18 protein-coding genes are annotated in these 20,940 nt (G+C 70.8%); 13 read left to right on the forward strand and 5 right to left on the reverse strand.

From position 1 onward, the window contains the following. Nucleotides 1-1,356, reverse strand: coding sequence for a M16 family metallopeptidase (locus ACSRUE_RS12825; protein ID WP_441291225.1), 1,356 nt, complete (start codon nucleotides 1,354-1,356; stop codon nucleotides 1-3). Between the two features lie 489 nt (nucleotides 1,357-1,845). Between ACSRUE_RS12825 and ACSRUE_RS12830 the strand changes: the two genes are divergently transcribed. The 3 genes from ACSRUE_RS12830 to ACSRUE_RS12840 all read left to right on the forward strand — a co-directional run bounded on the left by ACSRUE_RS12830 (nucleotide 1,846) and on the right by ACSRUE_RS12840 (nucleotide 5,823). Next, entirely contained in the window at nucleotides 1,846-3,174 is a 1,329-nt protein-coding gene (locus tag ACSRUE_RS12830; protein WP_441291226.1) for a GDSL-type esterase/lipase family protein, read from the forward strand. Nucleotides 3,175-3,390: 216 nt separating this feature from the next. Further along, a complete protein-coding gene (locus ACSRUE_RS12835; protein WP_441291227.1) occupies nucleotides 3,391-3,987 on the forward strand; it encodes a TIGR00725 family protein in 597 nt (198 codons plus the stop codon). A gap of 72 nt (nucleotides 3,988-4,059) precedes the next feature. Further along, nucleotides 4,060-5,823: a protein kinase domain-containing protein gene (locus ACSRUE_RS12840; RefSeq protein WP_441291228.1), complete on the forward strand. Its 1,764-nt coding sequence runs from the start codon at nucleotides 4,060-4,062 to the stop codon at nucleotides 5,821-5,823. Between the two features lie 126 nt (nucleotides 5,824-5,949). Here the strand turns inward: ACSRUE_RS12840 and ACSRUE_RS12845 are convergent, their stop codons facing one another. Both ACSRUE_RS12845 and ACSRUE_RS12850 read right to left on the reverse strand, forming a co-directional pair. Continuing rightward, nucleotides 5,950-6,729: a nucleotidyltransferase domain-containing protein gene (locus ACSRUE_RS12845; protein WP_441291229.1), complete on the reverse strand. Its 780-nt coding sequence runs from the start codon at nucleotides 6,727-6,729 to the stop codon at nucleotides 5,950-5,952. Continuing rightward, complete coding sequence (locus ACSRUE_RS12850; RefSeq protein WP_441291230.1) at nucleotides 6,726-8,027, reverse strand: DNA polymerase beta superfamily protein; 1,302 nt, start codon at nucleotides 8,025-8,027, stop codon at nucleotides 6,726-6,728. The genes ACSRUE_RS12845 and ACSRUE_RS12850 overlap by 4 nt, the downstream gene beginning before the upstream one ends. Before the next feature lie 309 nt (nucleotides 8,028-8,336). Between ACSRUE_RS12850 and ACSRUE_RS12855 the strand changes: the two genes are divergently transcribed. Further along, nucleotides 8,337-9,257 (forward strand): transposase, encoded by a 921-nt coding sequence (locus ACSRUE_RS12855; RefSeq protein ID WP_441293046.1) that lies wholly within the window; start codon nucleotides 8,337-8,339, stop codon nucleotides 9,255-9,257. Between the two features lie 520 nt (nucleotides 9,258-9,777). Here ACSRUE_RS12855 and ACSRUE_RS12860 read toward each other — a convergent pair. Beyond that, the gene (locus tag ACSRUE_RS12860; RefSeq protein WP_441291231.1) at nucleotides 9,778-11,322 is read right to left on the reverse strand and encodes a hypothetical protein; all 1,545 of its coding nucleotides are present in this window, start codon (nucleotides 11,320-11,322) and stop codon (nucleotides 9,778-9,780) included. Nucleotides 11,323-11,403: 81 nt separating this feature from the next. Between ACSRUE_RS12860 and ACSRUE_RS12865 the strand changes: the two genes are divergently transcribed. From ACSRUE_RS12865 to ACSRUE_RS12875, 3 genes are all read left to right on the forward strand, one after another. After that, nucleotides 11,404-11,550 (forward strand): hypothetical protein, encoded by a 147-nt coding sequence (locus ACSRUE_RS12865; protein WP_441291232.1) that lies wholly within the window; start codon nucleotides 11,404-11,406, stop codon nucleotides 11,548-11,550. Nucleotides 11,551-11,620: 70 nt separating this feature from the next. Further along, complete coding sequence (locus ACSRUE_RS12870; protein WP_441291233.1) at nucleotides 11,621-11,863, forward strand: hypothetical protein; 243 nt, start codon at nucleotides 11,621-11,623, stop codon at nucleotides 11,861-11,863. 314 nt (nucleotides 11,864-12,177) lie between these two features. Beyond that, complete coding sequence (locus ACSRUE_RS12875) at nucleotides 12,178-12,369, forward strand: hypothetical protein (protein WP_441291234.1); 192 nt, start codon at nucleotides 12,178-12,180, stop codon at nucleotides 12,367-12,369. Between the two features lie 538 nt (nucleotides 12,370-12,907). Here the strand turns inward: ACSRUE_RS12875 and ACSRUE_RS12880 are convergent. Continuing rightward, complete coding sequence (locus tag ACSRUE_RS12880; protein WP_441291235.1) at nucleotides 12,908-13,072, reverse strand: hypothetical protein; 165 nt, start codon at nucleotides 13,070-13,072, stop codon at nucleotides 12,908-12,910. Nucleotides 13,073-13,448: 376 nt separating this feature from the next. On the opposite strand from ACSRUE_RS12880, the gene ACSRUE_RS12885 reads away from it, so the two are divergent. From ACSRUE_RS12885 to ACSRUE_RS12910, 6 genes are all read left to right on the forward strand, one after another. Continuing rightward, nucleotides 13,449-14,582 carry a PAS domain-containing protein gene (locus ACSRUE_RS12885; protein ID WP_441291236.1) on the forward strand — a complete coding sequence of 378 codons (1,134 nt, stop codon included), beginning with the start codon at nucleotides 13,449-13,451 and terminating at the stop codon, nucleotides 14,580-14,582. 235 nt (nucleotides 14,583-14,817) lie between these two features. Next, nucleotides 14,818-15,462: a DUF2267 domain-containing protein gene (locus ACSRUE_RS12890; protein WP_441291237.1), complete on the forward strand. Its 645-nt coding sequence runs from the start codon at nucleotides 14,818-14,820 to the stop codon at nucleotides 15,460-15,462. Between the two features lie 257 nt (nucleotides 15,463-15,719). Next, on the forward strand, nucleotides 15,720-16,019 hold the full coding sequence (locus ACSRUE_RS12895; protein ID WP_437764442.1) for a hypothetical protein: 300 nt from the start codon (nucleotides 15,720-15,722) through the stop codon (nucleotides 16,017-16,019). A 92-nt stretch (nucleotides 16,020-16,111) separates the two neighbouring features. Beyond that, entirely contained in the window at nucleotides 16,112-16,786 is a 675-nt protein-coding gene (locus tag ACSRUE_RS12900) for a phytanoyl-CoA dioxygenase family protein (protein ID WP_441291238.1), read from the forward strand. 250 nt (nucleotides 16,787-17,036) lie between these two features. Next, entirely contained in the window at nucleotides 17,037-19,787 is a 2,751-nt protein-coding gene (locus ACSRUE_RS12905) for a hypothetical protein (RefSeq protein WP_441291239.1), read from the forward strand. Between the two features lie 90 nt (nucleotides 19,788-19,877). After that, on the forward strand, nucleotides 19,878-20,750 hold the full coding sequence (locus ACSRUE_RS12910) for a DNA-formamidopyrimidine glycosylase family protein (RefSeq protein WP_441291240.1): 873 nt from the start codon (nucleotides 19,878-19,880) through the stop codon (nucleotides 20,748-20,750). Nucleotides 20,751-20,940 lie beyond the last annotated feature (190 nt).

Genomic DNA, 20,940 nt, shown 5'->3' on the forward strand with positions numbered 1-20,940 from the left:
TCAGCGTGCGTCGACGGTCAAGTTGCCCTCAGGGGACGCGAGATCCTCGGGCTCCACGCGGACGAGGCGGGCGACGAGGCGCCGATCCGCCGTGAAGTAGCTGCGCAGGCGCAGCGCGTCGTCGGGGGTGACGCCGCGGATCTCAGCGATCCGCTGTGCCACGTCGAAAGGTCTCGACGTGGAGCGCAGCGACTGCAGGTGTCGGAACGCGCGCCCCATCGGCTGATCATGCGACATGAGCTCGCGGACGATCGCTGTCTGTTTCAGCTCCGGTAGCAGGGCGCCCCAGTCCATGGTCCACATCTGGCGGATTTCTCGCTCGATCGCCGCCTCGACGCCGTCGTGGGTCGCGTGCTTCGTCAGGGTCGCCGAGACGGAGAACACCGATCCCAGGTCCAGGTCGTCGATGTCCGCGTCGACGTGCGACAGGGTCCCCTGATCATCGACGAGGCGCGCCCGGAGCGACTGCCCCAGCGCGTAGGCGAAGAGCCCCGCCGCGACCCGCTCGCGCGACGAGGCGAGCGGCGCCGCCCAGCACATCTCGATCTGCTCACGATGAACCGCATTCTCGAAGGTCACCCGCTGCGCCGTAGCGAAGGCGGGCGGGGCCGTCCACCTTCGCACGAACGGCGCCTTCGGATTGACCACCGGGCCGAAGTAACGCTCCACGAGGGCGCGGGTCGCCTGTGGATCGATGTCGCCGACCAGGATCAGGCGCGCGTTGCTCGGACGGTAGCCTTGCTGGAAGAACCACTGCGCGTGCCGCAGCTCGATCGCCTCCAGATCGTCGAGAGGGAGCGCTGGGCCCGAGTAAGGGTGGTCCTGCCCGAAGATGGCGCGCCAGGTGTGGCGCTGGAACATCTGCTCGATGCCGTATTTCATCAAGAGCTCGTTGCGCACGATCTTCTGCTCGAGCGCGAGCGCCTGTTCGTTGAAGCGCTCGAGCGTGAATGCCATGCGCTCGCTCTCGATCCACAGCGCGAGGGGAAGCGCGGCCGCTGGCGCGAGCGCGTAGTAGGCGGTGTAGTCGGGGGTCGTGATCCCGTTCATGCGGTGCACCCCCGCTCGCTCGAGCAGGCTCAGGGCATCGAACGGCTTCATGTGACGCGAGCCCCGGTACGTCATGTGCTCGACGAGGTGCGCCAGCTGGCTATAGCCCCGCGGATCATCTCGGCTGCCGATCTCGTACGCGGCGATGACGGCGACCGTCGGCTGCCTGTGATCTTCCTCCAGGAGCACCTCGAGGCCGTTGGCCAAGCGGAAGTGGGCGGCGCTCTGAGCCAGGCCCTCGATGCCTCCCGCCGCCGAGCGGGCGCCCGGAGCTCCCGCGGGGTCCGCCGCTGCCGCGAGGGGCATGGCGGCCGCCAAGAGCCCCGCCACCAGCCCTGCGGCCCTCGCTCGCCCCGGCGCGCGGAGTCTCGGCTCTTTCTTGGCGTTCAATGGTTCACCCCTCGCGTGCTGTCTCCTGGCGCATGGACGCTGGAACGGCCGTCCGTGTCAAGCGCGCCGTATGGGGCGGTGTCGCCGGAGCGCCCCCTGACGGCACCGCTCGTCGCTCGCCTTTTGTCGTGCGTGCTGGCTTGTGTGGGAGCGCTCGACGTGGATGCCGTCCGTCGCGAGGGTCTCCCGTCCCGCCGGCGCTACAGAGAGCATCTCTGGATATTTACCGTTTCAGTTGACGGTTCCTCCCGACGGCGCATTTTCCTGAGCTGTTGCGAGCCGTGACGCAGCGAACAGGGCTTTACCGGTTCATCTTGTCGGCGTGGATCGATGACGGAGGTCACCTCCGCTGTTGATCGTGGCGCCGAACTGCCCCAGAGTGCCCGGCGCTGGAGGTCGGTTTCGATGGCTTTTCGTTCATTTCACCAGGCACCTTTCCTGGCCCTTACGCTGGGGGCGGTAGTCCTCCTGGCGGCCTGCTCGGATGACGACGGCGGCGGCGGCTCGTCAGCGAGCTCCGGGGGCACGGGCGGCTCGTCGGCGAGCTCCGGGGGCTCCGGGAGCACCACCGCGCAGGGCACGGGCGGCGCGGGCGGTGGTACGGGCGGCGCCGGGGACACGGGTGGCGGCGGCACGGGCGGCGGCGGCGGCACGGGCGGTGGCGGCGGCACCGGCGGCGGTGCGGACGCGCAGGGGATCGTGCCCAATCCCATCATCTCTCGCGGCAAGCCCGCCTTCGCCTCGGCGGGGACGGCGTCGGTGATCAACGACGGCAAGTACAGGTCGGCGGGGACCTGGATCGCGGGCAAGCCCACCTCGGCCGCGCCCGCCTGGGTCGCCATCCAGGTCGGCACCGGGTACGAGCGGCTGCTCCTGAGCTGGACGGCTTCGTACAACTACAACTACACGGACGTGCAATACGGGGCGCCGGGCGCCTACCGGGTGGAGACGTCGAGCGACTCCACGAACGGCTCGGACGGCACCTGGACCCAGGTTGCGGAGGTGACCAGCAACCCGGTCCGCACGCGCGCCCACAGCTTCGATTTCGGCGGCAAGAGCTGGGTCCGGCTCGTCGTGACCGCGGCCCCCGCGACGACCGATGACACCGGCGTGCAGCTCGACGAGATCGACGTGCACGACATCTCGAAGGGCGCGGAGGACACGTGGTTCTTCCTCGGCGACAGCATCACGGCGTACGCCTACGACCGCGACACCCCGGCCACGCAGCCGAGCTTCGCCGAGAACGTGCACGCGGCGCACCCGGCCCACTATCCGGCGATGATCAACGGCGGCATCGGGAGCGAGCTCACGAAGAGCAGCGACAAGCCCAGCGCGCTCGATCGCATCGATGACGTCCTGGAGCTGAACCCCGACTTCCACTACTTCGCCATCGGTTACGGCACCAACGATTCCTGGGGCCAGACCGACCCGAGCACCTTCAAGGCGAACCTGCAGCAGATCATCGACAAGATCGAGGCAGCGGGCCGCGTCCCGGTGCTCGCGCACATCCCGTTCTCGCCTGACGGCAACCACGACGCGGTCCCGGTATTCAACGAGGCGATCGACGCGCTGACGGAGGAGAACGGCCTCCCTCCTGGGCCGGATCTGTATACGTGGTTCAAGGACCACCCCGACCGGTTCACCGACAAGGTGCACCCGGATCCCGCCGGGCGGGTGGCCATGAACAAGCTCTGGGCCGACGCCGTGGACGGGCTCTACCCGGCCCAGCGGTAGCGCGACCAGACGCCGGGCGACACGCGACCACGCGCGCTCGCGGCGCCGGCGCGAGCCTTGACGCCACGCGGCCGCGGGAGCTAACTCGATCTGGCGAACTACACGGATCAGGCCAAGATCAAGGCGTTCGTGGGCGCGTTCCAGGGGCGGCTTGGCGGTTCCCTTCCCCGGCCGACCTCCCGCGGTAGAGATAACGGGCGCCGGAGCGGAGCCGTGATGGACGACGATCGGGACGAGCGAGAAGAGGAGGACACGAAGCGGGACATCGCTCCCTACGTGCCGCGCCGCCCCGTGATGGCGGTGATCGGCAACGGCCTCGCGGTGGACGCGGCGACCGAGGTTGTGTGCGTCGAGCTCGGGCGGCGCGCCGTGGAGGCGGGGTTCCGGCTGGTCACCGGGGGGCTGGGGGGCGTCATGGCCGCCGTGTCGCGCGGCGGGCGCGAGGCGACGACGTGGCGCGACGGGGATATCCTGGGGATCCTGCCAGGGTACGAGGCGTCCACGGCCAACCCGTACGTGGACATCGTCATCCCGACCGGCATGCAGATCGGGCGCAACATCCTGGTCGTCGCCATGGCCGACGTGGTCGTGGTCATCGGCGGCGGCGCGGGCACGCTGAGCGAGATCGCCGTCGCCTGGCAGCTCGGCAAGCCGGTGCTCGCGCTCGCGACGAGCGGGGGCTGGGCGAGGCAGCTCGCCGGGGGGCGCGTGGACGACCGGCGTTCGGATCGGATCGTGTCGGTCGCGAGCGCGGAAGAGGCGGTGTCGACGGCGTGGGAGACGGCGGGCCGCGGCCGCGGCCGGGGGGCGTGACAGGGCGCCGCGCGCGCGGCGCGGCCGCCGCGCGAGCCGGCCGCGCGGCGGCCCGTGCTAGCCTCCGCGCCGATGCCGGAAGCGGAAGAGGACGAGATCCAGCGGCTGAGAGCCCGCGTCGGGACGATCCTCCACGGAAAATGGCGGATTGACGCGCTGATCGGGGCGGGGGGGATGGCGGCCGTCTACGCGGCCACCCATCACGTGGGGCACCGCGTGGCCATCAAGATCCTGCACCCGGAGGGCGCCGTGTCCCGGGAGCTCCGCGCCCGCTTCGAGCAGGAGGCGCTCGCCGCCGCGCGGCTCGGGCACCCGGCCGCGGTGCAGGTCCACGACATCGACGTGACCGAGCGAGGCGAGCCGTTCCTGGTCATGGAGCTGCTCGACGGAGAGAGCCTCCGCGAGCGCGTGTTGCGGCTCGGTGCGATCGATTCGGGCGAGCTCCTCGCCCACATGGACACGCTCCTCGAGGTCATCAAGGCGGCGCACGACGCCGGGATCGTCCATCGGGACATCAAGCCCGACAACCTCTTCGTGACGCGCGATGGGCGGCTCAAGGTGCTCGATTTCGGGATCGCGCGCATGAAGCAGGGCGGCTCGGGGCTGAAGACGCGGACGGGCGCGGTGCTGGGCACGACGAGCTACATGGCGCCCGAGCAGATCCTGGGGAGGAACGTGGACGGGCGGGCCGACCTCTACGCGGTGGGCGCGACGATGTTCACCGTCCTCGCGAACCGCCGAGTCCACGACGACGACGGGCTCACCGAGGGAGAGCTCCTCGTGAAGAGGGGCACGACGCCGGCTCCTCCGCTGCTGACGGTGGCGCCGGGCGTGGATCCGCGGGTCGCGCGCGTCGTGGACCGCGCGCTCGCCTTCCAGGTCGAGCGGCGCTACCCGGACGCGCAAACGATGCTCGCCGACGTGCGCGCGCTGCGACGGGGCGAGGAGCCGCCCTTCGCGACGGGGGAGCTGGCCAAGATGGATGAGCGAACGCGCGCGTACGGCCGGGCCATCCCCGACGGGCCGCCGGCGGGGGCGCGGTTCCCGAGCGCGAGCCCGCCGGGGGTGGGGATGCCGGCGGCGGTGGCCGCCTCGACGGGGGCTCCTCCGGGCCAGCCTTATCCGGGGGCGGGGGCCGCGCCGCGGGGGCCGCGCGCGCCGGGAGCGACGCAGATCGCCGTCGCCGGCGGGGTGGGGGTGCTCCTCTTCTGCGTGGGAGTCGGCATGGTGCTGCTGCTCTGGCCCTCCCGCGACCAGGGCGCTGGCGACGCTGGCGACAGCAACGCTCCGGTGTCCCTCCCGAATGCCGCGCGGGCCCGGAGCGCTGCGGCGCTCGCGATCGACCCCGCCGGCTGCCCGCCGGGCGTGCCTTGCACCTGCCCGGGCGGCAGCCCGGGAAACGCGCCGGCGAGCTGCCTGCTGACGTGCGGCGACGCGCCCGGCTGCAGGCCGAGCTGCTCCGATCGAGAGAGCTGCGCGAGCCACTGCGCCGGTGACTGCCAGTCTTCCTGCGCGAGGAGCAAGGGGTGCAGCACGACGTGCGCCGACGGCTGCTCCACGGACTGCCGCAACGCGGAGACGTGCCAGGTCAACTGCGGCGCAGGGTGCTCGATCACCTGCGAGGACGTGAACAAGTGCGCCCACGTCGTGGGCGACAGGAGCGTCGTGAGGTGCAATCGGGTCGGAGGGTGCCAGGTGATGTGCATGGGCTCGTGCGCGGTGGCGTGCTCCAATGCCGGGGGAGGATGCCCGGTGACCTGCGTGGGGCAGGGGCCCGCGGTGAAGTGCGGCGACGGCCGCAAGGCGTGCGGGGACGGCTGCTCGCTGCCGCGGTGAGACCGGGCTGGCCGGGCATGCGCCGCGAGAACGAGCGTGGAGCGACCCTGGGCCGTCCAGGGATCGGCGCTCCGGCGTGCCCGTGTGCGCGCGTCGGTGGACGTGCCAGCGAGCCCTCGCCGCGCCTCAGAGCCGCGCCTTGCGCAGCGCGAGCAGCCAGTCGTTGAGCTCTCCCGGGTTGGGCGGCTCCTCCGGCAGCACGGCGTGATCGCGGGCCTCCTCGAGGGTCGTGAAGGCGCGGGCGATCTGCTCGGCCCAGCGCTCGGCGACGTCGGGAGCGAGCGGCGCCTGCTCCCCGGCGCGCTTGGCCTCGACCAGCTCGCGCGCGGCGCCGAAGCCGTAGAGGTCGAGGAGCGCGGTGACGTCGGTGACGATCTCGCCCGTCCGGAGGGCGTGGGCGCCGGTCAACGTGGTCCTGAGGACGTAGAGGAGCTTCTTCGCCGACGAGCGGCCTCCCGCCTCCCAGGCGCGGAGCTGGCTCGTGGCGAAGCCGACGTAGTGGCGGAAGATCCGGCGCGAGAGCGCGGCGGCGACGAGCGGGCGAAGCGAGGCGAGGTCGGGATCGACGTGCAGCTGGAGGGGGCCGAGGATCCGCTCGATGTAGTTGCCGTTGCCCTGGAGGACGCCGATGAGGACGGGGTGGAGCTCGTTCGACGTGTAGTCGATCTCGACGCCGTCGATGACCTGCATCCGCTCGGGGCTCGCGTTGCTACGGAATAGTCCGAGCAGCTTCTCGGTCGGCTCGACGTGGACCGCCTTGAGGTCGAGGTCGCTGTCTGGCGAGGGGAAGCCGTATGCGTGGGCGCCGCTCAGGGCGATGACGAGGTGCGAACGCTTGGCCTCCTCCTCGGCGATGACGCGCGCCGCGACCTCCTGCTGCTTTGCTTCGAGCACCTGAGGGTTCATCCGTCGTTCTTTCTCTCCTCGTTGCCGGGCGCGGGGGCCGCGTCTCCGTCGTCCCAGGCCGCGACCGGCGCGGGGGGAGCGTCCTTGCCGAGGGGGCCGGGCTCCGCCGCGAGGTGCCGGCGGGCGATCTCCTCGCGGACCCGACGGAGGAGCACGTCGGCGCGGGGCACGTCGGGGTGCGGCGGCAACCTGGTCGCGAGCCGCGCGGCCTCGAGGTCGGGCGTCATCGCCTCAGCGAGCTCGATGGTGCGTTCGAGCGGCCAGGCGCCGCTCTTGATGGCGAGGAGCGTCTCGCGGAGATCGCCCTGCACGACCAGGTCGACCTCGCCGTCGCGCAGCCAGCGGATGGCGGTCGCGATGAGGCGAACCAGGTTGTAGGCGTTCTTGGGGCGGAGGTCGCGGGAGAGGTCGAGCGACGTCCTGTCGGCCCGGGCGAAGGCCGCGAGCGAGGCAAAGTCGCGCGCGGGGAGGAGGCCCTGATCGTGGAGCGAGCGGTAGAGCTGCTTGATGTACTCCTTCGCCTGGAGCTCCCGGTCAACCTGGGTCGGCGCGGCGCGCGGGCTGACGGCGGCGAGCTTCCGGGCGACGTCGTCGAGCGCCAGCGAGGCGTCGTCGGCGAGCCAATCGAGCACGCGCTCCCGGTGCTCGGCCAGCCGGTGCGCCTGCGAGAGCCGCTTGAGCTGCGAGAGCGCGTAGCGGCCGAAGCTGCCGTAGATGGCCGAGGAGACGAACGCGTCGCGCGCCTCGAGGATCCAGGCGCCGATCTCGTCGTGCGCCTCGGCGGTGCGGACGAAGAGCAGCTCGAGTGTGTTCGGGTCGGCGCGCAGGGCCTGCCGGATGGCCTTCTCGACCTCCCAGTACGAGGCGCTGCCGTCGGCGCTCACGAGGTCGCGCGGCGGCTCGGCGAGGCCCGTGGTCCAGAGGAAGGGGAGGGCGAAGACGCCGCGCCGGTCGGTGTCGGACCTCTCGTTCGCGAGCCCCCACGCGCGCGACCCCACGACGGCCTCGAGGACGACGGCGGGCAGGAGCGCGTCCCAGGCGGCGCTGCGCCGCTCCGCGTGCCGCACCTGGCCGGTCTTGCGCGGGACGAGCTCGTCCCGGCGGTAGCGGACGACGCCCACGCCGACGAGCATCACGTCGAGCTCGGTACCCGCCGAGCCGACGACGCGCCCGATGGCGCCCTGCGGGACGCGGCGCTCGCCGAGGAAGCGGTCGACCCGGGTGGTCACCTCGGTGCCGTGGGGCAGAGGGACGGCGAGCGGATCGATGTGGGTAAGGCCGCGCAGGCGGAGCTCCATGCGAGGACGCTACCATGATGACGACGACCCGACCCAGGTTGGGGGCGACCGGCCGACCTGGATCCGACCCAGGTTGGGGTACCGGGGCCGACCCAGGTTGGCGGTGGGCCAGGTTGGCAGACCGAGGTTGGCGTCCCGACCTGGGTCGGACTGACCGCAACCCAGGTCGGGCTAGTCGGGCTAGTCGTCGTCGCAACGGCTCCAGCTCGGGTGGCGGCCCGCCAGGCGGCCGCCACCCACGAAGCTTGGTCGCGCAGCGAAATGATTGATGAAAATCCCTGGCACGGCGCTTGTCTTATTGCGCCTGTCATGAGCCAGCCCCGCGAGATCGCTGCCGGAGCCACGTACCTCATCACCCGCCGTGTCCTGCGCCGGCACCTGCTCTTCCGCCCGGATGCGGCAATCACCCAGCTCTTGGTCTACGTCCTTGCGGTGTCGACCCGCCGTTACGATATCGAGGTCCATGCGCTCTGCGCCATGTCAACGCATCTGCACCTGGTCGTGACCGACCCGAGGGGCGTCCTGCCGCGGTTCTTGCAATTCTTCCATCGCGTCGTCGCGCTCGGCACGAAGGTGCTTCGCGGGTGGGAGGGCCCGGTATGGGACCACGAGGCCACGAGCGTGGTGCGGCTGCTGACGCGCGCAGCGGTGGTGGAGAAGATTGCTTATGTCATGGCGAATCCTGTCGCCGCTGGCCTGGTGCAGCATGCTCGCGAGTGGCCGGGCGCCAAGGTGGATGTGGACGAGCTCGGTCGCGGCGTGCTGCGCGCGGCACGACCTTCGGTGTATCTCGACCCGGAAAACCCCCAGTGGCCCGAGGAAGCGACGGTCTCGCTCGCGCTGCCGCCGGCCATCGAGCAGGACAGCGCGGAGGGCTTTCGCCAGGACGTCTCTGCCGAGCTCGAGCGACAGGAAGCGCGGGCCCGCGCGGAGGTGCAGCGGCGAGGACTTCGCTTCTTGGGCGCCGAGAGAGCCTGCAAGGTGTCCCCTTACGAGCGCGTGACGAGCTTCGAGCCGCTGCGCGACGGCAATCCGACGTTTGCGGTGGGTCGCGAGCAGGGAGATGCGTGGCGAATCGCTGGTGCCGCTGTACGTGCGTTTCGAGCGTCGTACCGTGCGGCGCTGGAGCGATGGCGTGCCGGCGTACGCAGCGCGGTGTTCCCCGCGGGGACGTGGTGGATGAGCACGTTTCACGGCGCCAGCGTGGCCGACGTCGTGCTCACGGTGTAAAGCCCTAGCGGCGCCGTGGCAGGGAGGTGGGCGGGACAGGCGAGGTCATCATTGCCTTGTCGTGGGGCGCCTCCGTATGGGGGCGGTGGTGTGGGAGGCGGATCGTTGTGTGGCGTTGTGCGCAATAGGATGCGCTGGGACGATGCGGCTCCGAATGCGTAGGAGTGGGTCCGGAGGGGTTGCGATCGGCTCTGCGTGATCGAACGGGGAGCTTCGTGTCGGAAAACGAACATAGCGATTGGACCAGCTTGGCTTTAAGCTCGCCTAGCCGGGGTTCGATCGTGCCACGAGGAGAGTTCAGCTCGGCTGAAATTGCTGCGTTGCCGGCCGCAGCTCGGCTGCAGCTCAACCCGGGTCCGGCGTGTCGGCGGGCAGGCTCGCAACCTGGGTTTGGGCTGCCGCAACCTGGGTCGGCCGCAACCTGGGTCGGGTCGCCCGGGTAGGCTCAACCTGGGTCGGAGTGGGTTGCCGCAACCTGGGTTAGGTCGCGCCAACCGTCAGGGTTAGGTCGCGCCAGCCGTCACCGTTCGATCAGCAGCAACGGGCTGCCCGAGAGGACGAGCGTCGCCTTGCCGCCGCTCGCGTCGGCGGAGGTCTTCGCGCCGTCCCACGCGTGGACCTCGAACCCCGTCGCCGTCGCGAGCTCGACGCTCGCGGACGCGTCCTCCGTGCTGCTCGCCGTCACGGCCCAGAGGGCGATCCGGCGCTTGCCGTCCTTCGTGAACACGGCGCCTCGAGCGCCCTCCGGCAGCGCGAGCTCCCTGGTCGCGCTGTCATCGTAGGACGCGCCGAAGAGGACCTCGTTGAGAGTGGCATACGCCTTGCCGAGGTCGGTCTTCGTCGCCTCATCCACGCTGGCGAGCGCGCCGACATCGTTGTAGAGCCCCATGTGCGCGAACACGTCGTCGCTCCCGTCCTCGCCGTTCGATAAAATGAACCAGTCGACGCCGCCGATGCCGTGCGCCTGTGCCATGGTCATCATTTTGATGAGGTAGTTTCGCGCGTACTCCGGGCTCCCCACCTCCGGGTACTCCGGCGTCGGCGCGAGCGGCGCGCCGTTCTCCGAGACATTCCACCCCTGCACCTCCGCCCCGGCGTCGGCGAGCGTCGCGGCGAAAGCGTCCTTCGACGCGAGGAAATCGTCGACGGACGCATCCGAGCTCTTCGGGCTGAAGATCGGATAATAGTGAAAATCGAGCACGTCGATATAGGCGCCGCCCTTCTCCGGGTAATCTGGCGTGACCGCCCCCCCGTCGGGGTTGTCGGTGTAGCGCAGGATCGCCGAGAGGAACGAGGAGTATCCGATGCCCCCCGTCGCGATCCGCGCGTCCGGATCCGCCTTGCGCGCGGCCTCCTTCGTGACGCGCAGCATTCGTATATAGTCGAATATCGATCCATTGAACCGGGGGAGATCGGCGGCCTTCGGTGGTTCGGTCCTCCAGGTCTCGGTGACGCGCCAGTCGGCCACCCAATCGGGCTCGTTCCACACGTGCCACAGCTTGACCCAGGGCTTGTAGGTGTCGACGGTCCGATACACGTAAGAGGCCCACGCGTTGCCGGGATTCACCGTTCCATCGGCCGAGAAGATCGGCTCGTAAAGGCTCTTCGGGATATAGTACTCGTTCTGCCAGTCTTCCGCGTCGGCCGGCGCCACCGTCAGATCGACCGACTCGGAGCCGATGAGAAATCCGATATGGTCCGCCATGCCCAGGGACGCGTACGATTGAATGTCCCCGACTTCGATCTCGTATCCCCACCTCGCGAGATGGGCCGCTGGCAGCTTGATGCGGAGACTGCGGACGCCCGCTCGCGCCGCGAGCGTGGCCTCCTTGTCGTCGCCCCAGTCCGCGTTGCGGTGGCCGAGGTTGGCGCCATAGCGAAACGCGTGAGGGAGCCCGCCGTTCCCGCCGCTTCCCTCGTCCCCACCGCTTCCACCCTGTCCCCCGCTTCCGCCTCCCCCGGAGCTGATGTCGCCGCCGCCCGACGCGTTGTACCCCGGCGAGTCGTCCCCCGAACCACATGCAACGACAGCTGAAGCGCACAGCAGAACGGACCATCGACGCATGGACATTCCTCCTCCAGGCAGATCCCGGGAGGCCAGCGTAAGGGAGTTTCGCGTCCAATTTCAGGAAATCTGCGAAGCAGATTGCACTGCGCTCGCCTGGGGACCGTTCGCTCGCTCTACAGCGGCGTGCACGCCGAGGCCGAGGAGGCGCTCTCGCTGCCGGTCTCCGTGGGCGAGGTGCTTGCCCGCCTGGCTCGCGCCGCGGCGCAGGTTGGCGATCCTGGCTGACGCAGGCGCGTCTCCCTCCGGGCGCGCAGCGCACCGGTGGGGCTTTTCTCGATCGCGCAGGAGATTGCGCGTGCTTGTCTTCCTGCTCGCCCGGCCGGTCCTGCGGTGGCCGAGCGAGAATGCCCGCTCTGCTCTGCGGTTCATGGATCTCGAGGCGAGACTGGGCGCACCTTCGGCTGGCACATCGCTTGCCATGGTGCCCAGATGTAAGCGATGGCAGAAAGGGATCGATGAGCACGGCGCCGCGAAGTCCGTCGTCGTCACCGGCATCGCCGCGTGCAGCAGCAGTAGCAGCATCATCTGCATCGGTTGATGCGGACGACGCTATCCGACCGGACAGGGCTCCTCGTCAGATGAGGAGCCTCGTCCGCCGCTCCATGGATTCCTGACGGGCTCTGCCCCAGTCATCGTTCTGCGTGCCAGCGCTCGCGGCGTGGCGACGCCTCGCCGCCAGCTCCGCAGCGCGAAGAAGCTGATGAGCGAGTATGAACAAGCTAGACGACGTTCCCGAGTTCCCCTGTGTGAAGATCTGGTATCGGGTCGCGATCACGGATGTTGCGGTGATCTTTTTAGCACGGAGAGAGGGCGCTCTGCTTTCAAGGCAAAGCCGCGAGCAATCTGCTGCCGGTGCTGCTTCCGATCCTCGATGGAACGCGTACGGTCGAGCAAGTGATCGAGTACATGGGTAAATCCATCGAGCCCGCCGCCGCGAGCGCCTTGCGTATGCTGGCCGAGAAAGGGGTGCTCACGAGCGGTTCTCCCGTCGGGGCCTCGGCGCCGCGGCCCGTCGGGGAATCGGCCCGTTTCCACGCGGCATAACGCGATGACGAGCCGGAATCCCTCACGCAGCAAAGGTTGAGCGACGCCAGCGTGGCGGTCGTCGGTGCCGGGGTTCTCGCCGACGAGATCGCGCGCCAGGTGAGCCTCTCCGGGGTCACGGGCGTGCAGCGGAGGTCGTTCACGCCGACGCGGGCGACCTGGCCCCGGCGAACCTCGTCGTGGTCGCGCCGAGCGAGGTCATGGCCAACGCGGTGCATCCCGAGCGAGAGGCGGTCTGGGTGGCGGCGGTCGCCGAGGCCGTCGAGCGATATTCGTCGTTTTACGTGCCTGTGGGGGATCTTGTGTTCTCTTCGTATGACGCTCCTGGAGACGAGCGCGCAGCTCCAGCGCTCGACGGCGAGGTCGACCAAGCGGTATGTGCTGGGCGAGGCGATTCGACTGCCAGGACCGGCGCTGCCCGATGTGGGCCTGACGGTGCTGCTGCGGGAGCGCAGATCGATCCGCCAGTTCAGCGGCGCGCGGATCGACGCGCACCCACACGGTCCCCGCGAGCCCGATGACCATGCGGACCGTCCCTTCAGGAGGCGCGCGTTATCCCATGGATCTGTACTGCGCCGTCCTCGGGGTCGACGGTGTTGCCTCTGCAGATCACGTGCCGCACGCCCACCTTCGCCGCGGCCTCGAGCGCGCTCAGGTGCCGCGCGATGCGCCGGCCCGGGCGGTCCAGCGCGTCGGTGCTCATGAGCACCGACGCGCCGCGCCGGCGAACGCCTCCGCGAGCGAGGCGGGAGCATCGAAGTCTGCGCGCCGCACCTCGACGCCGCGGGCGCGGAGCTCGCCGAGCTTCTCCGGGTGTCGGGTCGTGACGATGAGCGGCCCTGCGCGAGCAAGAGATCGACGACGCGCCGCCCGAGGTGAGGGCCAGCGCCCCGTCGGGGTTGTCGCGCACATTACACACGTGTTGGGCCCACGGCAGCGCCGCGACAAGATGTGATCCGCGCCTCCCCGCGGGCGCCCCTTAAAGCTTGATTTGTCGGCAGGTCGTGAGGTTAGGCTGCACAGCCGAGGCCGCCGGCGCATCGCGGGCGGGGCACCTGAACCTGAACATGAGCGCACACGTGGACACTCTCGCGCGATCGCCGCTCGCGGTGGTCGAATACGGGCTGGATCTGGCAATCACGGCGTGGAACGAGAGCGCCGCGCGACAGCTCGGGTTCCCGAGGCAGGAGGCGATGGGTCGATCCATCGCCGAGCTGCTCCCCGTCCCCGAGGGCGCGGGGTTGTGGCGGCGGCTGCTCGACGAGGACAGCGGGGAGCAGCGCCTGCGTCACGCCCGGAGGGACGGGGGCGACGTGGCCATCGTGTGGGTTCATCACCGCGTGCTCGATGCGCGGGGCGAGGCGGCGGGCGTGGTGTGCATCGGCCGCGACGTGACGGCCGAGAGCGAGGCGTCCAGGCGTCAGGCGGAGCACGAGCACATCCTCCGTGCCCTCGTCGAGAACCTCGATGTCGTCGTCTGGGCCTGCGATGCCAGCGGCGTGTTCACCTACTACGACGGCAAGGCGCTCGCGGCGGCCGGCATGAAGCCAGGACAGCTCGTGGGGCTGAACAATTTCGACATCTACAAGGAGCACCAGACCGGGGGGTTGCGCAGGGCACTTCGAGGGGAGCCGATGCACAACGTCATGGAAGCGGACGGAAGGCCGATCGAGAACTGGTTCGTCCCGGTCCGAGGGGAGGGGGGCGAGGTGGACTCGGTGGTCGGCATCACCCTCGATCTCACCGAGGCACGGCGCGCGGAGAGGGAGCTCCGGGAGCGGCTGGCGATCATCGAGCGGCAGCAGCAGGTCATCCGCCAGCTCTCGACACCCATCCTGCAGGTCTGGAAGGGCGTGCTGGCGCTCCCGATGATCGGCGTGGTCGATAGCGCGAGGACGGCGGAGGTGATGGACAGCCTGCTCCAGGCGGTGGTGCGCACCGGGGCCCGCTATGCGCTGCTGGACCTGACCGGGGTCGAGGCCGTGGACACGAAGACCGCGAGCTACCTCGTCGATCTCGTCCGCGCGATCCGGCTCCTCGGCGCGGAGGGCATCATCACCGGGATCCGGCCGAGCGTCGCCCAGACGATCGTCTCGCTGGGGATCGATCTCGCCGAGATCACGACGCTGTCCGACCTCCAGGCGGGCCTGAAGCATTGCATCGGGCTCACGCTGCGCGAGGCGACCCGAGGCGGGCGTCCCGACCCAGGTTGAGGTTGCCGACCCGGGTTGGGGTTGAGGTCGCCTCCTCCTCGCCGACCCAGGTTGAGGTCGGACGACCCGACCCAGGTTGAGGTCGATGGGCGACCCGACCCAGGTTGAGGTCGGGCCGCCCGACCCAGGTTGAGGTTGCACAGGTTGAGGTTGCAGGTTGCCGGCCGGACCCTTCACCCTGGGCATGCGCCTGGCACGGACCTCGCATCCAATCGTCTCCCGAAGGAGGCCCCTCATGGATTACGACCGCTTTATCGAGGAGGTGCAGCGCCGCGCCGGCTTCGAGGGCCGCGATGAGGCCGAGCGTGCGATCGCCGTGACAGCACGGACGCTCGGCGAGCGGCTGCTGATGGAGGAGGCCGCCGCGGTCGCCGGTGGGCTGCCGGGTCCCGTCGCCGCCGCGGTGCGCCGCGCCACGTACCAGGGCGACTTCGATCGCGACGAGCTCTACGACCGCATCGCCCGCCGCGAGGGCGCGCCGCGTGGCTTTGGCATGGAGCACGCCCAGGCCGTGTGCCAGGTCATCGGCGAGGCGCTGCCCGAGGCCGAGCGCGTGCGGCTCCAGCGGCACCTGCCGGACTGGGCGGACCTCTTCGCGCCGCGCTCGGCCGGAGCGCCCCCGCCGCGGCCGGCGCACGCCGCATCGCCGCCCGAGACCGGCCAGGGCTCGACGTTCGCGACGGGGCGGCCTGGCAGCCACCACCCCTTGAGCGAGGCGCGCCCCGAGACGGCCCATGCGCAGTCGGTCGCCCGATCGGACGATCCCCACGCGGATACGAGGCTGTCGAGCAGCCCGGGGCTGACGCAGGAGCGCCTCCGAGAGACGCTGGCTGACGGGCGCCCCGGCCCCGAGCACCCCGTCAGCGAGACGCAGCGCTGAGCAGCGAACCGCACGCGGACGACCCCATCCCGGCGCGGGGGCGGGAACCTCCGGCGCCTGCTTGACAGCGGCCGTGCTCCAGCGAACACTTCGCCCCACGGGCTGCTCCGAGCCCGGCTCCTCGCTCGCCGCCGGCACGGCTCCGCGAGGGGCGAAGAGGGCGCTGCCCTTCGGCGGTCTTCGCTCGTGATGCTGCCGCTCTTCCGTCGGTGCCGGCCGACAAGGACCGATCTCGGCAGATCACCTGGACAGGGCCGATGGGGAACCGCCACCACCACAAGAAGCTGCGCGCCGACGTCCGCGCCAGGATGGCCCGGACCGGCGAGAGCTACCAGAAGGCGCTCGCGCAGATCCTCGACGAGCGTTCCACGCCGAAGGCGGCGCGAAACATCGATCTCGTGCCGATCGATTACTTCGGCGCGCCGGCCGCGCTCGCGACCTTCGAGATCGCGGGGCGGCTCGCGTGTCTCGTCGTCTCGAGCCGCCATCGCCCGCGGCCGTTCCCCCAAAGCCCCCTCGTCGCCCTGGCGATGCGTGGGCCTCGGGCCATCCATTGAGTGATCTCCGCGATCCCGGGTGTCGCGAGGTCATGATGAGCACGTCAACGAGAGATCGAATCGACGCCTTTCGCGCGCAAGGCTTCTTCATCATGCGCGCTTTCCTCGACATCGCCGAGCGCGCCGAGCTCCGTCGCGCGTGCGACGCCGCGCTCCTCCGCACACGAGCGCTCTCCCGGGAGACGGGCCACTCGACCCCCAGCATCTCGCTCCTCACGGACGGCGCGACCTGCTTTCAGGACGATCCCTGCGCGCTGGAGCGCATCTCCGCGTTCGTCGGCTCCCGGCGCGTCTGCGGGCTGCTCGCCGGCCTCTCGCGCGCGGGAGCGGGAGAGGGAGAGGAAGACGCCCCGCGCCTGAAGGACGCGCATTACTACCACGAGCAGACCAGGCGTGACTGGGACGGGGACTGGCACCGAGACAGCCAGTTCGGCCAATCCGATCCAGAAATCGAGCGCGCGATCGTCGCGACGACGACATCGGTCCATTTCAGGGTGGCGCTGGAAGACGACGATCGGCTCGAGATCGTCCCCGGTTCCCACGCCCGCTGGGACACGCCGGACGAGCTCCGGATCCGCAGGGGCGCCGATCGGACCACGCCGGACATGCCGAACGCCGCGCGCGTCGCTTTACGCGCCGGAGACGCGTGTGTCTTCCACGCGTGGTCCATTCACCGTGCAACTTACCTTCGAGCTCCTCCGCGTCGCACGATCGACGCCCTCTACACCTTCGCTCGTCCGACCGTGCGCCGGTGGACGCTGCCGTGAGGTGCGGCCGGCCTCCGCGAGGTGGGCGGCCCGCGGGTGCTGCTCGCTTGGTCCATGCAGCTCCCCATCGTTCCGCAGTATCGATCCGCTGCGCCTGAGCACCACCCGTGGGCTGGGCGTTCGTCTGAGCCCGGACCCGACCTCGCGAGCGCCGCCGCGGCCTCCGCGCGCGTGACCGGCTCGCGATCGGCGAGCAGGCGCCCGGCGAGCTTACAGCAGCCGCGCGCGAGGTCGCCTATCCTTGCCGCCCATGGCGCTCCGCCTGCCCCTGCTCCACCGCCTCGCCGGCGGGCTGGAGACCCGCCCCGTCAAGGCCGCGATCTCGCTCCTGATCCTCGTCTCGGTCCTGCCCATCCAGGGCCTCGACGAGCAGCTCCGCCCGTATTTCCTGGCGATCTTCGGCGTCGAGCTCCTCTTCCGGGCCCTCCTCCTCCACCAGCGCGGGGACGGGCGGTCGCGCCTCGACGTGCTCCTCTTCGCCTTCGACATCATCGCCTGGGTCAGCTTCCTGCCGCTCGAGCGGATCCTCGACGCGCACGCCGCCCACGCCCTCCCCATGCTGCGGCTCTCGCGGCTCTTCCTGCTCCTGCGCTTCACGCGCGAGATCGCGATCGACCTCTACGCGATCATGACGCGGCGCGAGCTGCTCGAGCAGTTCGGGCTCGTCACGCTGGCCGTCTGGGGGCTCGCGTTCGGCTCCTCCGTGCTGCTCAGCCACCTCGCGATCACGCACGACTACGATGGCCGCGGCCCGACCCCGGACACCGATTTCATCGACCGGATCTGGTGGTCTTTCCGGCAGATCGAGAGCGCCGACAACCTCGTCGAGAACCTCCGGGTTCACCCCGTCGTGGCCGTCGTCTCGCTCGGCCTCACCATGGTGGGCGTCTTCATCACGTCGTTCATCATCGGCATCGGCGCCAACGTGGTCGACCAGGTCGTGCGCGCGGCGCGGCGGCGGCCGGTCCGCTACGCGGGGCACGCGCTCGTGATCGGCCCGGTGCACGAGGCCGAGATGCTGGTGCAGGAGTTCGTCCGGCTGTACGAGCGCCACCGCGCGCTCCGGAGCATCCGGCTCGCGGAGCTCTGGCAGTGGCTCATCCGCCGCGGGCCCCCGCCGACCCGGCACGCGCTCCCGCGGATGGCGCTCCTCGGCACCGAGGACGACCCGCCTGCCTACCTCTACGCGCCGGGGATGCGCTGGGTGACCTACCGCCAAGGGGACAGCGCGCAGCCGGAGGCGCTCGAGCTCGTGGGCGCCGCCGAGGCGAAGCGGGCGCTGATCCTCGCGCGGCCCGACGCCGGGCCCGACGCCGACGCCCTGACGGCGATGGCGCTCTCCTCGTTCCGGGCGCAGAACCCGCACGGCCACGTGTTCGTCGAGGTGCAGGAGAGCAAGAACCGCGATCTCATCCAGGAGGTGGGCGGGCCCGGGACACATCCGCTCGACATGCAGCGGTTCCTCGGCTTCTTCCTCTGCCAGCACCTGCTCACGCCAGGCGTGGAGTCCCTCTACACCGACCTCATGACCGCGGACGGCTCCGAGTTCTACACGCACATCTTCCTGGGCGAGGAGGCGGCCGGAGCCGTCGGCAAGCTCGGCAAGGCGCCGAGGCACGAGCTCTCGTTCTCGGACATGGCGCGCGCCGCCTACGAGAAGCAGGTGATCCTCGCGGGGGTGTTCCTCGGGGACGAGGCGGCGGTGCCGAAGCGCGAGGAGGGCAAGCTCGTGTCGGTCGAGGGGCTCGTGCCGTGGCTGAATCCGCTGCTCGATCCGCTCGAGGGGTCGCCGGCGTGGGCGCTCGGCGCGCGGGCGGGCCGGGTGCCGGCGCAGCGGCTCCGGGGGCTCATCGGCGTATCGGCGACGTATGCGCCGCTCCTGGACTACGGGCGAGAGCTCTACAGGGGGCGGGGGATCGAGCGCGCCGCGGCGTCGGACGGCGCGACGGCGGCGCAGGCGTGGGCGGCGAAGCTCTCGCTGCACCTCGACGAGATCGAGCGGGTGCTGATCGTCGGGTACAGCCCCGCGCTGCCCTCGCTGCTGCACGCGCTCGCGCGGTTCGTGCCGGGCGTCGAGGTGACGCTGGTCCTCGGGGAGCGCGGGGACGAGCGGATGCCGCTCCCCGATCGGCTCGCCTCGCTCGGCGTGACGCCCGGCCCGGGCGGCGCGCCGCCGGGCTCGGACGGGGCGATGCTCTCGCTCCCGCGCGGGGGCAGCGCGACGGTGTACACGCAGCACGGGCACGACCTCGCCTCGCTCGCGGTGCGGTGCGTTGCGCGCGGCGCGCCGCTCTCCGCGGCGGTGTTCCTGAGCGAGCCCGAGGGGCTCGACCGCGACGCGCGCACGGCGATGCGGGTCATCCGCTTCGCGCGGGCGCTGGCGAGCCGGGAGCTCGCGCACGGCGGGGCGCTGCACGTGCTCGCGGAGTTCTCCTCGGTGGCGAAGGGCGAGCACGTCCGGAGCCTCCTTGCCCCCGACAAGTGCGGCTTGGCCGTGCGGGTCAGCCTCGTCAGCACCGAGCGCATCAAGAACTACTTCATGGTCCACAGCGCCTTCGTGCCGGGAGTAACGGCTCTTTACGATGAGCTCCTCGGCGAGGGCGGGCAGGACCTCGTCCGCATCGAGGCGCCGCCGCCCGACGTGGCGGGGCAGGCGGGCGACGAGCTCCGCTTCGACGACATCCGGACGGCGCTCGCGCCCCGGGGCGCCATCCCCATCGCGCTGGAGGTCGAGGAGCCGAAGGAGGACCAGCCCCGCGGCGCGAGCCCCGTCGCGCAGCGGGGCGAGCCCCGGGGCGCGAGCCATGTCGCGCAGCCGGGCGAGCGCAGGGTCGTGCACCTGAACCCGCCGCCGGAGAAGGCCTTCAAGACGGCGCTCATCCGCGTCGTGTACGCGCTCGCCCGGCGCCAGGATCTCGTGATCCAGGGGGCGCAGCGGCCGAGGCGGGGCGACGCCGGTGAGGCCGCGCTCGGGGAGGAGTCCCCGCGGATCAGCGCGTAATCAGCGCGTGATCAGCGCGCCGCCGCGCCTCTTTTTCGCGCCTCGCCCGAAGGCGCGCGATCTTCGCGGCGAGATCTGTATCCTGGAGGTGTGCCCGAGCGCCCGGACCTGGAGTACGTCGTTCCGATCCTCGCGCGCGAGCTTGCAGGCGCGGCCGTGGCCGCGGCGCGGGCCGAGAACTCGGTGGTGCTGCACGTCCTGCTCCCGGAGCGGCTCGACGCGCTCTTGCCGGGCGCGGAGGTCCGGCGCGTTGCGCGGCGGGCGCACGCCGTGGTCTTCGAGCTCGACGGGGCGCGCGCGCTCGATCTCGTGATCTCCCCGATGCTGGCAGGGCGGTTCTCGATCACGCGGCCAGGAGAGACGCGGATCCCAACCGATCTCGCCTTCTCGCTGACCCTCGGGGACGGCCGCGAGCTCAGGGTCCGAGACGACGTGCAGATGAGCAAGGTCTACGTGCTCGCGCGGGGCGATTTCGACAGGATCCCCGGGCTCCAGCGCGTCGGCCTCGACGTCCTCGATCCTCGGGTGTTCACGCAGGAGGCGTTCCGCGCCGCCGCGCGCGGGCGGCGCGACCTCGCCAAGGATTTCCTGATGGACGGGACGGCGCTCGACTCCATGGGAGACTCGTACGCCGACGAGGTGCTCTTCGAGGCAAGGATCCACCCGAAGGCGACGGTCCAGAGCCTCTCCGAGGAGGAGACCGACCGCCTGCACGTGGCGATTGCCCGTGTCCTCGGCGAAGCGACCCGGACGATCGCCCGGCGCGCGCCGGCGCTGGACGAGCGGCTGCGCGACTTCCTCAAGGTCCGCGGGCGCCCGGGCCAGCCGTGCCCCCGCTGCGGCGACAAGCTCCGTCGCGCGAGCGTCCACGGGCACGACGCGATCTTCTGCCCGGCCTGCCAGCCGGAGGCGCGGAGGAGCGCAGCGGGGGATCCGCGCCGCGCCAGGCGGGAGCCGGGCTGAGGCGAGGCCGGCGGCGACTCCCCAGGTGACGCTCCCGATGTTGCGCGCCCGCTGGCCGTCCGGTCGCGGGCGTGGTGACATGACCCGTGTAGGATTCTGTGGGATTGTGTGGTCGACGAAAAAAGGGTCGGCCCGCGCTCTGTTGGGTCACGGACGGCGTCCTTGGGTTTGTAGGCTCGAGGAACGTCTG

The organism is Sorangium sp. KYC3313 (assembly GCF_052075895.1).
GTDB lineage: Bacteria > Myxococcota_A > Polyangia > Polyangiales > Polyangiaceae > Sorangium > Sorangium cellulosum_B.